We start from the raw sequence: 13,603 nt of genomic DNA on the forward strand, positions 1-13,603 counted from the left end.
GCGGGATCATCGGCTCTCCGCGCCGGCGGCACCTGCGGCGTCGGCGGCGTCGGCGGCGTCGGCGGCGTCGGCGGCGTCGGCGACGTCGGCGGCGTCGGCGGCGTCGGCGCGGGCTGCCAGGGCCTGCCGCAGTGCGGCGGCCATGGCCTCGGTGGGCGCCGCGTGCCCGGTCATCAGGCGGACCTGCTCGGTTGCCTGGTGCAGCAGCATGTCGGTGCCCTCGGCGACGCTCCAGCCGCGCGCTCGGGCCGCCCGCTGCAGCGGTGTCTCGCCCGACCCGTAGACGACGTCGAGCAGGACCGGCCGTCGAGTGCCGGGGTCGCCGGGGCCGGCGGCGGGCAGCCGGTCGAGCCCCGGCACCGACGCGGGAGGGACGGTGCTGACGACGGCGTCGACCTCGGCGGCCGCGGCCCAGTCACCCATGCGCACGATGTCGACGTCCATCCCGGCGTCCCGGGCCTGCGCGAGGCTGGCCGGGCGCACCGTGTCACGGACCATGAAGAGCACGCGCGCGCCGCGTGCCGTCAGCGTGGCCAGGGCCGATCGTGCGGTCGCACCCGAGCCGATGACCAGCAGGCTCTCGCAGCGCGCGGCGCCCGCGAGGCGCAGGGCCGTGGCGATGCCGTGGACGTCGGTGTTGTGGGCGGTCCACCCGGACGCGTCGTCGCGCACCAACGTGTTGGCCGCTCCGGTGGTCGCCGCGAGGGGCGTGACCGTGTCAGCGGCAGCGAGAGCCGCCTCCTTGAGGGGCATGGTCAGCGAGAGCCCCCGCCACGTCGGGTCCAGCGCCGCGAAAGCTCCGGCGAAGGCCTCGGCGCCGACGTCACGCCGCTCGTAGGACCAGCCCGTGAGACCGAGCGCCGTGTAGGCGGCCCGGTGCAGCACCGGGGACAGGGAGTGCGCGACCGGGCTGCCCCACACCGCGCACCGGCGGGTGGGGCGGTGCCCCTTGTTCAGCACTTGCCCTTGTTGGCCGCGCACCACTTCTGGAACTCGGCGACGTAGCGCTGGTGCTCCTCGTAGGTGGTGGCGAACTTGGTCTCGCCGGTGTCGAGGTCGACCGTGACGAAGTAGAGCCAGGGCCCGGCAGCAGGGGCGGCGGCGGCCTTCAGCGCGCTGTCGCCGGGGTTGGAGATCGGCCCCGGCGGCAGGCCCACCACGCGCCGCGTGTTGTACGGGTTGGTGCTGTCGAGCATGGCTTGGGTCGGGACGCCGCGCTTCTTGAAGATGTAGTTGACCGTCGAGTCGAGGCCGAGCGGCATCTTCTTGGCCAGGCGGTTCTCGATGACCCGGGCCACCTTCCCCTGGTCCTCCGCGGTCTTGGCCTCACCCTCGATGAGGCTCGCCACCGTGACGACGCGCTCCATGCGGTCGGGGGCGATGCCGAGGGCTGCCAGCCGCTTGGTGGACTCGGCCACCATCTGCTTGAGCTGGTCGAGGGCCGTGGCGGTGGGGCCGAACTCGTAGCTCGCCGGGAAGAGGTAGCCCTCGATGTTGCCCTTCGCCGACGGGGGCAGGCCCAGCTCGCCGACGTTCTTCGCCGCTGCTTCGTACTGCGCGACAGGGATGCCGGAGGCCTTGGAGAGGCGGTCGTAGATCTCGGTGGCCCACAGGCCCTCCGGGACGACGACGCGCGTGACCAGGCGGTTCTTGGGGTCCACGAGGAGCGCGAGGGCGTCCGCGGCCTTCATCTGCCGCTTCATCACATAGACGCCCGGCTGGATCGAGCTGCTTCTCGCGTCGTTGTTCGCCGCCTCGACGAACGCCTTGCTCGACTTCACGACGTCGTCGTCGACGAGCGTCTGGGCGATCGCGCTGCCACCGGCGCCGGGCTGGATGGTCACGCGGATCTCACCCGTGCCGGGACCTGGGTAGTCGTTGGACTCCAGGACGCTCTCGACGACCGGACGCAGCCCCTTGTACGCGACTGCCACACCGCCGCCGATGACGGCCAGCGCGACGAGGATGACGAGGATGCGTCGCCAGACGGGCGGCTTCCCGCGCGGCACCCGCGCGGCCTCGGAGCGGTCGCGACGTCCACGACGGCGGCGTCCGGCGAGCTCCTGCTCGCGCAGCTCCCGCCGGCTCAAAGGCGGTGCGGGGCGCGCGTCGGTGGCGGGGCCGCCGAGCGAGTCATGGCTGGAGTCGAGGCTGGAGTCGAGGCTGGAGTCATGGCCCGGGTCGGCGACGGAGCGGGGCTCCAGGTCATGGCCGCCCTCGGTGACGGGCTCGTCCTCGACGAGGTCCTCGTGGTCGCCGAAGATGGATGACTCGAGGTGGTCCTTCATCGACGACGTTCCTTCTTCCGTTTGCCCCCCGGCATGATGATCTCCCCGGGCGGTCTGCCCGAGAGCGCCTCCGTGTCGAGCGCCGACTGGAGGATGAGCACGGCAGCGGCCTGGTCGACGACGGCTCGCTGTCCGCGGCCGGGCACACCGCTGTCGCGTAGTCTGCGGTGCGCGTCCACCGTGGTCAAGCGTTCGTCGACCATCCGCACGGCGATGGCGCCGAGGCGCGAGGCCAGTCGGCCCGCGTAGTCCCGGGCGATCCGGGCGGCCTCCCCCTCCTGCCCGGACAGCAGACGAGGCAGGCCGACGACGACCTCGACGGCGTCGAGCTCGCGGACGAGGTCGACGATGGCGTCGATGTCGGTGTCACCCTGCGAGTCGCGGCTCAGCGTGCGGACGGGGTGCGCGAGCGCGCCCGCGGCGCCCGAGGCGGCGACGCCGACGCGGGCGTTGCCCACGTCGATGCCCACCCGTGCCCCGGGCCGCAGGCGCGCCTCGCTGCTCACGGGTTCCGCGACCGCAGCTGGTCCTCGACGGCGCCGAGGGCGAGCGAGACCTTGGACGCGTCGGTGCCGCCACCCTGGGCGAGGTCGTCCTTGCCGCCGCCGCCTCCGCCGAGCGCCGTCGCCGCGAGCTTGACGAAGGCGCCTGCCTTGAGCCCGGCCTCGCGGGCGCGCTCGTTCGTCGCCACGATCACCACGGGGCGCTCGTTGTTGACGGCCGCCATGGAGACGAGCACCGGGCGGTCGTTGCCGAGGCGCCCGCGGACGTCGGTGACGAGCTTGCGCAGGTCGTCGGCCGTGACCCCCTCGCCCGCGTCGTGGCTGACGAAGGTGACTCCGCCGATGTCGCGTGCGGACTGCACCAGACCGCTCGCGGCACCGAGCACCTGGCTCTGGCGGACCGCCGCGATCTCCTTCTCCGCGTCGCGCAGGCGGCCGAGGATGGTGGCGATGCGGTCGGGCAGCTCGTCACGGCGCACGCCGAGCGTGTCGGTGAGCTGGCTGACGATGGTGGCCTCGCGCGCGAGGTGGGTGTACGCGTCGGCGCCCACGAGCGCCTCGACCCGGCGCACGCCGGAGCCGATCGAGCTCTCGCCGAGCAGCTTGACGACGCCGATCTGCCCGACCCGGGGGGTGTGGGTGCCCACGCACAGCTCGCGCGACCACTCGCCGATGGACACGACGCGTACGCGTTCGCCGTACTTCTCGCCGAAGAGTGCCATCGCGCCGAGGCGCTTGGCCGCGTCGAGCGCCATGATGTCGGCCGTGACGGGCAGGTCCTCGAGGAGCACGCCGTTGATCCGCGCCTCGATCTCGGCCATGGCCGAGGCCGGGACGGCCTGCAGCGACTTGAAGTCGAAGCGGAGCCGGCCGGGCGAGTTCTCCGAGCCGGCCTGGGTCGCGGTGTCGCCGAGCTCGTCGCGCAGCGCCTGGTGGACCATGTGTGTCGCGGTGTGGGCCCGCGAGATGGACCGGCGGCGTGACACGTCCACCTGAGCCTCGGCGTCCTCGCCGACCCGGGCCTCACCCTCGAGCACGGTGGCGCGGTGGACGACGAGCCCAGTGATCGGCCGCTGCACGTCCTTGACCTCGAGGAGCGCGCCGTTCGCGAGCCGGATCAGGCCGTGGTCGGCCTGCTGGCCACCGGACTCGGCGTAGAGCGGCGTGCGGTCCAGCACGATCTCGACGTCGTCACCGGGACCCACGCGGTCGACGACGGCACCGTCGCGGATCAGGCCGCGCACCCGGGTGTCGGTGAGGATCTGGTCGTAGCCGGTGAACTCCACGTCGCCGCCGAGCGTGTCGGACAGCTGGCGGTAGACGCTGGTGTCGCCGTGCGCCGACCGCTTGGCGCGGGCGTCGGCCTTGGCGCGGTCGCGCTGCTCCCCCATGAGCCGGCGGAAGCCCGCCTCGTCGACCTGCAGGCCCTGCTCGGCGGCCATCTCGAGGGTCAGGTCGATCGGGAAGCCGTAGGTGTCGTGCAGCGCGAAGGCCTCCGTGCCGCCGAGCGTCGTCGACCCCGACGCCTTCGCCTTCGCGACTGCGGTGTCGAGGATCGTGGTGCCCGAGCTCAACGTGCGCCGGAAGGCCTCCTCCTCGGCGTACGCGACCTGGCTGATGCGCGAGAAGTCGGTCTCGAGCTCGGGGTAGGACGCCTTCATCCGCTCCATGCTGACGGGCAGCAGCTGCTCGAGGGTCGGCGCGTCGACACCGAGCAGGCGCATGGAGCGCACGGCGCGGCGCAGCAGCCGGCGCAGCACGTAGCCGCGGCCCTCGTTGCCGGGGGTGACGCCGTCGCCGATGAGCATGAGCGAGGAGCGCACGTGGTCCGCAACGACACGGAAGCGCACGTCGTCGTCGTGGTTCGCACCGTAGCGACGGCCGCTCAGGTCCTCGGCGGCGGCGATGACCGGGAAGACCTCGTCCGTCTCGTAGATGTTGTCGACGCCCTGAAGCAGGAACGCGACGCGCTCGAGGCCCATGCCGGTGTCGATGTTGCGCTTGGGCAGGTCCCCGACGATGTCGAAGTCCTCCTTGGAGCGGACGTTCTCGAGCTCGTACTGCATGAAGACGAGGTTCCAGAACTCGAGGTAGCGGTCGCCCGCCTCCCAGTCGCCGTCGGCGCCGTACTCACGCCCGCGGTCGAGCAGGATCTCCGAGCACGGGCCGCCGGGGCCGGCCACGCCCATGTTCCAGTAGTTGTCCTTGCGCCCGAGGCGCACGATGCGGTCGTCCGACAGGCCCGCGACCTTCTTCCAGAGCGCGATGGCCTCGTCGTCCTCGTAGTAGACGGAGGCGTAGAGGTCCTTCTCGTCGAAGCCGAGGCCGCCCTCGGCCTGGCTGCGGGTGATGAGCTCCCAGGCCAGCTCGATGGCGCCTTCCTTGAAGTAGTCGCCGAAGCTGAAGTTGCCGTTCATCTGGAAGAACGTGCCGTGCCGGGTGGTCTTGCCCACCTCCTCGATGTCGAGGGTGCGCACGCACTTCTGCACGCTCGTCGCGCGGGTGAACTGCGGGGTCTCCTGGCCGAGGAAGTACGGCTTGAAGGGGACCATGCCGGCGTTGACGAACAGCAGGTTGGGGTCCTCGTGCACGAGTGGGGCGCTCGGCACGACGGTGTGGCCGCGGCTGCCGAAGAAGGAGAGCCAGCGACGCCTGATCTCAGCGGTTTCCATGATGGGTCCTCGGGTGGGTCGACGGTTGTGGTCTGCGGGGCCCACGCATCGCGCGGGTGGGCAGGGGCGGGGTCAGCGCGGCGCCTCACTGGGGCGCGGCTGACCCCCACGGAGCTCGCGCCGCCTGCTGCAGGCGGACGCGCAGGTTCACCCTGGGTCCCGTCCGGGCCACGATCATCGTCCTTCGGTCGTCGGCGCACGCTCGCGCCGAGGTCAATCAACCCTAACGGACCCGCCACCGTGAGTCCCACCACGGCCGGGGCGCACACGCTGCCGTATGCCGTCCCGGCCGGCGGGTGCCCCACGCCGGCAGGCCGCTGGGCCGGCTCCCGTGCGGGAGCCGGCCCAGCGGCATACGTGCTCGTCGCCTCGACGGCTCGGGTCAGGCGGGGACCTCGGCCACGAGGTCTGTCTTGACCTCGGGGAAGTGGCAGGCCTGCAGGTGCAGGCCACCCTCGCGGTGGCCGCGCGACGACTCCTCGGTGCTGGCCGCCAGCAGCGGCGGCTCCTGGGTGGCGCAGATCTCCTGGGCCTTCCAGCAGCGGGTGCGGAAACGGCAGCCGCTCGGCGGGTCGATCGGGCTGGGCACGTCGCCGACCAGGCGGATGCGCTCCTTCGGGGCGACGCCACGCGCGACGTTGATGTCGGGAGCCGCCGACAGCAGCGCCTGCGTGTAGGGGTGCTCCGGCGCGTCGTAGATCTTGCGCTTGTCGCCGTACTCGACGATCTTGCCGAGGTACATGACCGCGACCTGGTCGCAGAAGTGGCGGACCACACCGAGGTCGTGGGCGACGAAGATGAACGCGAGGTCCAGCTCGTTGCGCAGCTTGGCGAGCAGGTTCATCACCTGCGCCTGGATGGAGACGTCGAGGGCCGAGACCGGCTCGTCCGCCACGATCAGCTTCGGCTCCACCGCGAGGGCCCGGGCGATGCCGATGCGCTGGCGCTGGCCGCCGGAGAACTCCGACGGGTAGCGGTTGATGTGCTCGGGGTTCAGGCCCACCAGCTCGAGCAGCTCCTGGACGCGCGCCTTCTCCTTGCCCTTGTGCAGGCCGTGCACGTGCAGCGGGGTGCTGAGGATCGACCCGACCGTGTGACGGGGGTTCAGCGAGGAGTACGGGTCCTGGAAGATCATCTGCACGTCGCGACGGATGCCGCGCAGCTCGTGCTCCTTCAGGTGCGTGATGTCGCGGCCCTCGAACTCGATCGAGCCGCTCGTCGGCTCGTCGAGGCGCGTCACCAGGCGCGAGGTCGTCGACTTGCCGCAGCCGGACTCGCCGACGAGGCCGAGCGTCTGGCCCTGCTTGATCGTGAAGCTGATCCCGTCGACGGCCTTGACCGTCGCCCGGACCATCTTCAGGCCCTGGACCTCACGGAACGGGAAGTGTCGCTGCAGGTCGGTGACCTTGAGCAGTGTCTGGTCGCTCATCGGGCTCCCTCGTCGAGCTGCAGCGTGGCCACGGGGTCGGCCAGGTGGCAGCGGATCTCACGGTTGACCAGTCCCGGCGTCGGCCGCCACTGGGGCAGCTCGGTGAAGCACCGGTCCCCCTCGACCAGCGTCTTGAACTCGCAACGCGGGTTGAACGAGCACCCGGACGGCAGGTTCAGCAGGCTGGGGGGCGAGCCCTTGATGGCCTTGAGCTCGGCGAGGTCCTCGCTGTGCGAGGGCATCGACTGGAGCAGGCCGTAGGTGTAGGGCATCGACGGCTGCGCCAGCACCTCCTTGGCACTGCCCTTCTCCACGCCGCGACCGGCGTACATCACGAGGATGTCGTCGGCCGTCTCGGCCACGACCGCGAGGTCGTGGGTGATGAGGATGACCGCCGAGCCGAACTCCTTCTGGAGGTCGTTGACGAGGTCGAGGATCTGGGCCTGGACCGTCACGTCGAGTGCCGTGGTCGGCTCGTCGGCGATGAGCAGCTTGGGGTTGTTGACCAGGCCGAGTGCGATCATGGCACGCTGGCGCATACCGCCGGAGAACTCGTGGGGGTACTGGTTGGCCCGTCGCTGCGGGTTGGGGATGCCCACGAGGTCGAGCATCTCGATGGCGCGCTTGAGGGCCACCTGCTTGCTCACCGAGTGGTGCGCCCGATAGGCCTCGGCGATCTGGCGCCCCACCTTGTGGAAGGGGTGCAGCGAGCTCTGCGGGTCCTGGAAGACCATCGCGGCCTTGGTGCTGCGGATCCTCTGGAACGTCGAGGCAGCCGCGCCGACGAGCTCGATGCCGTCGAGCTTGATGCTGCCCGTGATCTGCGTGCGCTTCGGGTTGTGCAGGCCGAGGACGGCCATGCTGCTGACCGACTTGCCGGACCCCGACTCACCGACGATGGCGAGGGTGCGCCCGAGCCGGGCCTGGTAGGTCAGGTTGGAGACGGCCTTGACGACGCCCTCCTCGGTGGGGAAGGCCACCGAGAGGTCACTGACGTCGAGGACGACGTCGCCGGGGTCGCGGGCCTCCGCGGTCTGGGCGGAGACGGAGCTGGCGGTGGCGGTCACGAGAGCCTCACTCGCGGGTCGATGAAGGAGTAGGCGATGTCGACGAGGAGGTTCGCGATGACCACGACGACGGCGCCGATCAGGACGGTGCCCATGATCACCGGCAGGTCGTCGGCGCGGAGCGCGGCGAGGCCGCGGCGGCCGATGCCGTCGACGCCGAAGATCTGCTCGGTGATGAGCGTGCCGGTGAGCAGGGCCGCGATGTCGAGGCCGAGGATCGTGGCGATGGGGCTCATCGCGGCGCGGAAGCCGTGCTTGAAGAGCACCGTCCGCTCGCTGATGCCCTTGGAGCGCGCCGTGCGGATGTAGTCCATCGACAGCGTCTCGATCATCGAGTTGCGCGTGTAGCGGACGTACGAGGCGGAGGTCACCACGCCGAGGATCAGGGCCGGGGCCAGCATGCCGAGCAGGTACGGCCCGACCCCCGAGGACAGGTCTGAGTACTGCGGAAGGACGTTCCACAGGATCACGGGGTAGAGCGCGACGAGGAGGGCCAGCACGTAGTACGGGATCGAGCCGAGCACCTGCGAGGCACCGACCACGGTGCGGTCCATCGTGGTGCCGCGGCGGACCGCCGCGAAGATGCCCACCGTGACACCGATGACGAGGAACACGACGGCGGCCATCAGGGCCAGCACGACGGTGTTCGGGAAGCGGCTGAAGAGCTCGTCGTTGACCGAGCGCCGCGTCACGAAGGAGAAGCCCAGGCAGGGGGCGCTGCAGTGGACGGTGTCGCCGGCGTAGACGAAGTCACGCCCGACGAACAGTCCCTTGAAGTAGTCGATGAACTGCACCGACAGCGGCTTGTCCAGTCCGAGGCTCTGGGTGATCTGCTGGAGCCGCTGCGGGTTGCAGCGCGTCTCGGGACACATCGCCTGGGCCGGGTCGGACGGTCCTGCGAAGAAGATGAGGAACGCCGAGACCAGCGTGGCCAGGACGACGCTCAGGGCGAGAGCCAACCGCCTGAGGATGTAGGTGAGCACGTGTTGCCTTCCAAACGAGATGGGCGCCGACGGTGGGGGCCCGGGAAACCCCGGACCCCCACCCACGACTGTCGGATCAGATCCTGCTCTCCGTGGGGAGAGCTGTCAGCACCGACTTACTGGTCGAGCCAGACGTCGTTGAGGTCCGGCATGCCCTTGTTCGGGTTGTTGTGGACGTTCTTGACCTTCGTGCCGAAGACCGAGTTGCCCTTGTCGTTGTAGTCCGGGATGGCCAGGAGGTAGTTCTCCGTGAGCCACTTGTCCATCTTGCCCCACTCCGGGCCCTGCTCCGTGATGGAGAGCTGCTGGATGCGCTTGATCTCGGCGTCGATCTTGGCGTCGGAGAAGTTGCCGAAGGTCGTGCCACCCTGCGAGAGGGCGATCGTGCCGAAGGTGGGCGGGATGATCGAGTCAGCCGACGGCCAGTCGAAGCACCAGCCGCGCGGCGACTGGAGCATGTTGTACTTGCCCTTCGGGTCGCCGACGATCTTGCGGCGCTCCTTGCCGGGGACGCCGATGTCCTGGACCTTGAAGCCGGCCTTCTCGAGGGCCTGCTTGCGGACCTGGTTGACCTTCTGGGCCTGGTCGTCGTCGTTCGTGTAGTAGTACACGAGCTCGAACGGCTTGTCGGCGCCGTAGCCGGCAGCGGCCAGCATCTTCTTGGCCTGCTCCGGGTCGCCGTCGCCCTGGCCGTTCATCTTGAAGCCGGGAGCGGCCTCGGCCTGGTAGTCGAGGTGGCCGGGGATCTGCGGCGGGATGATGGTGCTGGCGGGCGAGAACGAGTGCGACGTCTCACCGCCGGCCTTGTGGATCGAGTCGAACGGCCACGCGACCGCGATCGCCTTGCGCACCGGCATGGGGATCTTGCGGGCGTCGAGGTTGACCATGATCACGCAGGAGGACGGGCCCTCCTCGAACTGGGCCTTCTTGTCGCCCTCGATCTGCGGGATGAGCGAGGAGTCGATCGGGTCCCAGTTGAGGGTCGTGGCGTCGGTGCCGTTGGAGGCGAGGATCGCGGTCTGCGTCTTGATCGCGTCGACGCCCCACTTGAAGTCGAAGCCGTCGGGGTAGTCGTTGCGCGCCGGGTCGGTCTTCGGGTCCCAGTTGGGGTTGCGCTTGAGGGTCAGCTCGGTGCCCGGGGTGTACTTGTCGAACATGTACGGGCCGGTGGCCAGCGGGTGCAGCTGGTAGTCGGCCTTCTTGTCCTTCGCCTCGGGGATCGGCGTGAACTGGTTGAAGGAGACGAAGTAGGGCAGCGTCTCGAAGCGCTTCTCGAGGTGGAAGACGACGGTCTTGTCGTCGGTGGCCTCGACGCCCTTCCAGTTCTTGTCGCCCTTGTAGGGGCCCTGGTAGTCCGCGCCGCCCTTGAAGAACTCCTTCTGGTACGTCGGACCGTTGGCCGCGAGGTCGGGGTCGAAGGAGCGCTTGGCCGCGAAGACGATGTCCTGCGCCTTGACCGGGCTGCCGTCCTCGTACTTCAGGCCGTCCTTGAGCGTGAAGGTCCAGGTCAGGCCGTCCTCGGACTGCTTGCCGAGGTCGGTGGCGAGGTCCGGCACGAGGACCTGCTTGCCGTTGCGGCTGACGTAGGTCGTCAGGGCACGGTGCGTGAGCGAGAAGATGACGGCCGTGTCCTGGTAGAACTGGTCGCTCGGGTCCATGTTGGCCGGGGTCGTCGAGTAGGCGACGGTGAGGATGCCGCCCTTCTTCGCACCGGGGACCGCCGGGGCGGGGCCCTTGGCGTTCGGGTCGAGGGCTGCTCCGGCGGTGTCGACCTTGCCGCCGTTGCCACCGTTGGTGCCGCCGTTGCCGGTCTGGTTGGCAGCCGGTGCACCGCAGGCCGCGACGAAGCCGAGGGAAGCCGCGGCTCCCACGGTCAGGACTTTGGTCCAGCGCATTGTTGTTTGCTCCCTTTGTGCTTGTCCCGGCGTTTTTACCGGGAACATCTGGTGGCCGAGACCCGGTGGGGTCAGCGGCGGCTGGTCGGGTCGAACGCGTCGCGGATCGAGTCGCCGAGCAGGCTGAGGGCCAGCACGAGCAGCGACAGACCGATGACGGAGGGCCACAACCACAGCGGGTAGGTGGCGAAGAGGTTCTGCGCATCGGCGATGGTGCGGCCCCAGGAGGCCGTCGGCTCGACGAGACCGGCGCCGAGGTAGCTCAGGGTGGCCTCGTAGGTGATGTAGGCCGGGACCGCGATCGAGGCGGAGACGATGATCGGCCCGACGAGGTTGGGCAGGATCTCCTTGAAGAGGATCTGACGGGTCGGCACGCCGATGGCGCGCGCCGCCTGCACGAACTCCCGCTCTCGCAGGCTCTTGACCTCACCTCGGACCAGGCGCGCCAGTCCCATCCAGCCGAAGACGAAGAGGATGACGATGAGGATGAAGAAGCGGATCCGGGAGGTCTCGTCGGCTGTGAGGTCGCCCTTGGCCGCGAAGCCCTTCTCCATGATCGGCACGATCGCGAGCACGAGCAGCAGGATCGGCAGCGACAGGAAGAAGTCGATGACCCACGAGATGATCTTGTCGGCGACGCCGCCGAGGTAGCCGGCGATGAGCCCGAGGGTGACGCCGATGATCGTCGAGGCCGCTGCTGCGACGAAGCCGATGATGAGCGAGGGCCGCGCGCCCACGGCCCAGCGGGCGAAGAGGTCACGACCGAGGCGGGGCTCGACGCCCAGCCAGTGGGCCGAGCTGGTGCCGACCTCGGGAAGGCCGTTGAAGTCGATGAGCTTGGTGTGCACCGCGTAGGGGTCGGCTGCCGCGCCGGTCATCGGGTCGGTGGACTCGAGGGAGTAGAGCAGCGGCGCGAAGATCGCGACGAGGATGAAGAAGACGATGATGGCGAAGCAGACGATCGCGACCTTGTCCTTCTTCAGCCGGGCCCAGGCGACCTGGCCGGGAGAGCGTCCGGTGCGCACCTCCTGGTGTTCACGGACCGGCGTCGAAGCCTCCTCCTCGGGCACCTCGGTCAGCGTTCCTGCTGAGGGCTCCGGCATTGCGTTCAACGCGTTGTCTCCATCCTTGTGGGATCACATCCGACCCGGGTCCGGCCAGGGAACCTGCCTCCCGGGGCGCCCGTTCGGGGCGCGCCGACCATCCGACTCCACCCCCGCCGGGACGACGTGAGCCTGCCACACAGAATCCCGACGTCCAAGCACCGAGATGGTCATGGATGACAAATCGTTACCGAGCACCACGTTGTGCCGCACAACGTCCGTCGGCACCGATCGGGGTCGAAACATTCACTGGCGGCGCGTGCGTCCCAGGCGTCCCGAGAGCCACTCCCAGCGGGTGCGCAGGCGCTCCTCGAAGCCGCGGTCGGTGGGCCGGTAGTAGCTCACCTCGCCGTCCAGGTCGTCCGGGAGGTACTGCTGCGCGGCGACGCCGTCCGGCTCGTCGTGCGCATAGACGTACCCCTTGCCGCTGCCGAGGCGCTCCGCGCCCGCGTAGCCGCTGCCGCGCAGGTGCGCGGGCACGACGCCACCCCGCCCCGCGCGTACGTCGGCGATCGCCTCGTTGATCCCGAGGTAGGCCGCATTGGACTTGGGCGCGAGCGCGTTGTGAACGACGGCCTGCGCCAGGATGATCCGCGCCTCCGGCATCCCGATCTGGGCGACGGCGTGCATCGCCGCGACCGCCGTCTGCAGCGCCGTCGGGTCCCCCATGCCGACGTCCTCGCTCGCCGAGATGACGATGCGACGGGCGATGAACCGGGGGTCCTCCCCCGCCTCGAGCATGCGGGCGAGGTAGTGCAGGGCCGCGTCCACGTCGCTGCCCCGCATCGACTTGATGAGTGCGCTCGCGACGTCGTAGTGCTGGTCCCCCGCCCGGTCATAGCGCACGGCGGCCTGCGCGACCGCCTGCTCGACGTGGGCGAGGGTGATCTCGACCGGGTCGTCGGACAGGCGTCCGGGCGGCTGCGCGTCGAGCGCGACGCCTGCCGCGGCCTCCAGCGAGGTCAGGGCCCGCCGGGCGTCGCCGCCGGCGATCCGCACGAGGTGCTCGACGGCGTCGGGGGCGAGCGTGTGCTCGCCGGCGAACCCACGTTCGTCGCCGAGCGCCGCGAGGAGCAGGTCCGCGATCTCCTCGTCGGAGAGGGACTCGAGCGTCACCAGGACCGAGCGCGAGAGCAACGGGGAGATGATGCTGAAGGACGGGTTCTCGGTGGTCGCGGCGACGAGGATGACCGTGCGGTTCTCGACGCCCGGCAACAGCGCGTCCTGCTGCGCCTTGGTGAAGCGGTGGATCTCGTCGAGGAAGAGCACCGTCTGACGGCTGTAGAGGTCGCGCTCCCGCACGGCGGCGTCCATCACGGAGCGGACGTCCTTGACCCCGGCCGTCACGGCGGACAGCTCGACGAACCGGCGGTCCGCAGCGGTGGCGACCAGGTGCGCCAGGGTCGTCTTGCCCGTGCCGGGCGGACCCCACAGGATCGCCGACAGCGGTCCGGCCGCACCTCCGGAACCCTCGATGAGCCGCCGCAGCGGGCTGCCGGGCCGGAGCACCTTGGCCTGGCCACGGACCTCGTCGAGCGAGCGCGGACGCATCCGGACTGCGAGCGGCGCGACCCCGGCCGACGCGGGCTGCTCGCCGCGCTCGAGCGCAGAGGCCGCTCCGAAGAGGTCTCCCGGGCTGTTCGACATCACTGTGGAAGGCTAT

At 70.2% G+C, this 13,603-nt stretch carries 10 protein-coding genes; all 10 read right to left on the minus strand.

Annotation, left to right across the window (positions count from 1 at the left end; translation table 11 throughout):
- Positions 1 to 6: 6 nt before the first annotated feature.
- The 10 genes from AB0316_RS10070 to AB0316_RS10115 all read right to left on the minus strand — a co-directional run bounded on the left by AB0316_RS10070 (position 7) and on the right by AB0316_RS10115 (position 13,587).
- Entirely contained in the window at positions 7 to 960 is a 954-nt protein-coding gene (locus tag AB0316_RS10070) for a shikimate dehydrogenase (protein ID WP_366272732.1), read from the minus strand.
- Positions 954 to 2,288, minus strand: a complete 1,335-nt coding sequence (gene mltG / locus AB0316_RS10075) for an endolytic transglycosylase MltG (RefSeq protein WP_366272734.1) — start codon at positions 2,286 to 2,288, stop codon at positions 954 to 956. Before mltG ends, AB0316_RS10070 begins: the two co-directional genes overlap by 7 nt.
- Positions 2,285 to 2,794: a Holliday junction resolvase RuvX gene (ruvX, locus tag AB0316_RS10080; RefSeq protein ID WP_366272736.1), complete on the minus strand. Its 510-nt coding sequence runs from the start codon at positions 2,792 to 2,794 to the stop codon at positions 2,285 to 2,287. Before ruvX ends, mltG begins: the two co-directional genes overlap by 4 nt.
- Positions 2,791 to 5,463 carry an alanine--tRNA ligase gene (gene alaS, locus AB0316_RS10085; protein ID WP_366272738.1) on the minus strand — a complete coding sequence of 891 codons (2,673 nt, stop codon included), beginning with the start codon at positions 5,461 to 5,463 and terminating at the stop codon, positions 2,791 to 2,793. Before alaS ends, ruvX begins: the two co-directional genes overlap by 4 nt.
- Before the next feature lie 382 nt (positions 5,464 to 5,845).
- Entirely contained in the window at positions 5,846 to 6,892 is a 1,047-nt protein-coding gene (locus AB0316_RS10090) for a dipeptide ABC transporter ATP-binding protein (RefSeq protein WP_366272739.1), read from the minus strand.
- On the minus strand, positions 6,889 to 7,959 hold the full coding sequence (locus tag AB0316_RS10095) for an ABC transporter ATP-binding protein (RefSeq protein ID WP_366272741.1): 1,071 nt from the start codon (positions 7,957 to 7,959) through the stop codon (positions 6,889 to 6,891). The genes AB0316_RS10090 and AB0316_RS10095 overlap by 4 nt, the downstream gene beginning before the upstream one ends.
- Positions 7,956 to 8,942 (minus strand): ABC transporter permease, encoded by a 987-nt coding sequence (locus AB0316_RS10100; RefSeq protein ID WP_366272743.1) that lies wholly within the window; start codon positions 8,940 to 8,942, stop codon positions 7,956 to 7,958. Before AB0316_RS10100 ends, AB0316_RS10095 begins: the two co-directional genes overlap by 4 nt.
- Before the next feature lie 116 nt (positions 8,943 to 9,058).
- Positions 9,059 to 10,813, minus strand: coding sequence for an ABC transporter substrate-binding protein (locus tag AB0316_RS10105; RefSeq protein WP_366272745.1), 1,755 nt, complete (start codon positions 10,811 to 10,813; stop codon positions 9,059 to 9,061).
- Positions 10,814 to 10,908: 95 nt separating this feature from the next.
- On the minus strand, positions 10,909 to 11,940 hold the full coding sequence (locus tag AB0316_RS10110; protein ID WP_366272747.1) for an ABC transporter permease: 1,032 nt from the start codon (positions 11,938 to 11,940) through the stop codon (positions 10,909 to 10,911).
- Between the two features lie 246 nt (positions 11,941 to 12,186).
- Positions 12,187 to 13,587 carry a replication-associated recombination protein A gene (locus tag AB0316_RS10115; RefSeq protein WP_366272853.1) on the minus strand — a complete coding sequence of 467 codons (1,401 nt, stop codon included), beginning with the start codon at positions 13,585 to 13,587 and terminating at the stop codon, positions 12,187 to 12,189.
- Positions 13,588 to 13,603 lie beyond the last annotated feature (16 nt).

This window comes from Terrabacter sp. NPDC080008 (genome assembly GCF_040702505.1).
Classification (GTDB): Bacteria; Actinomycetota; Actinomycetes; order Actinomycetales; family Dermatophilaceae; genus Terrabacter.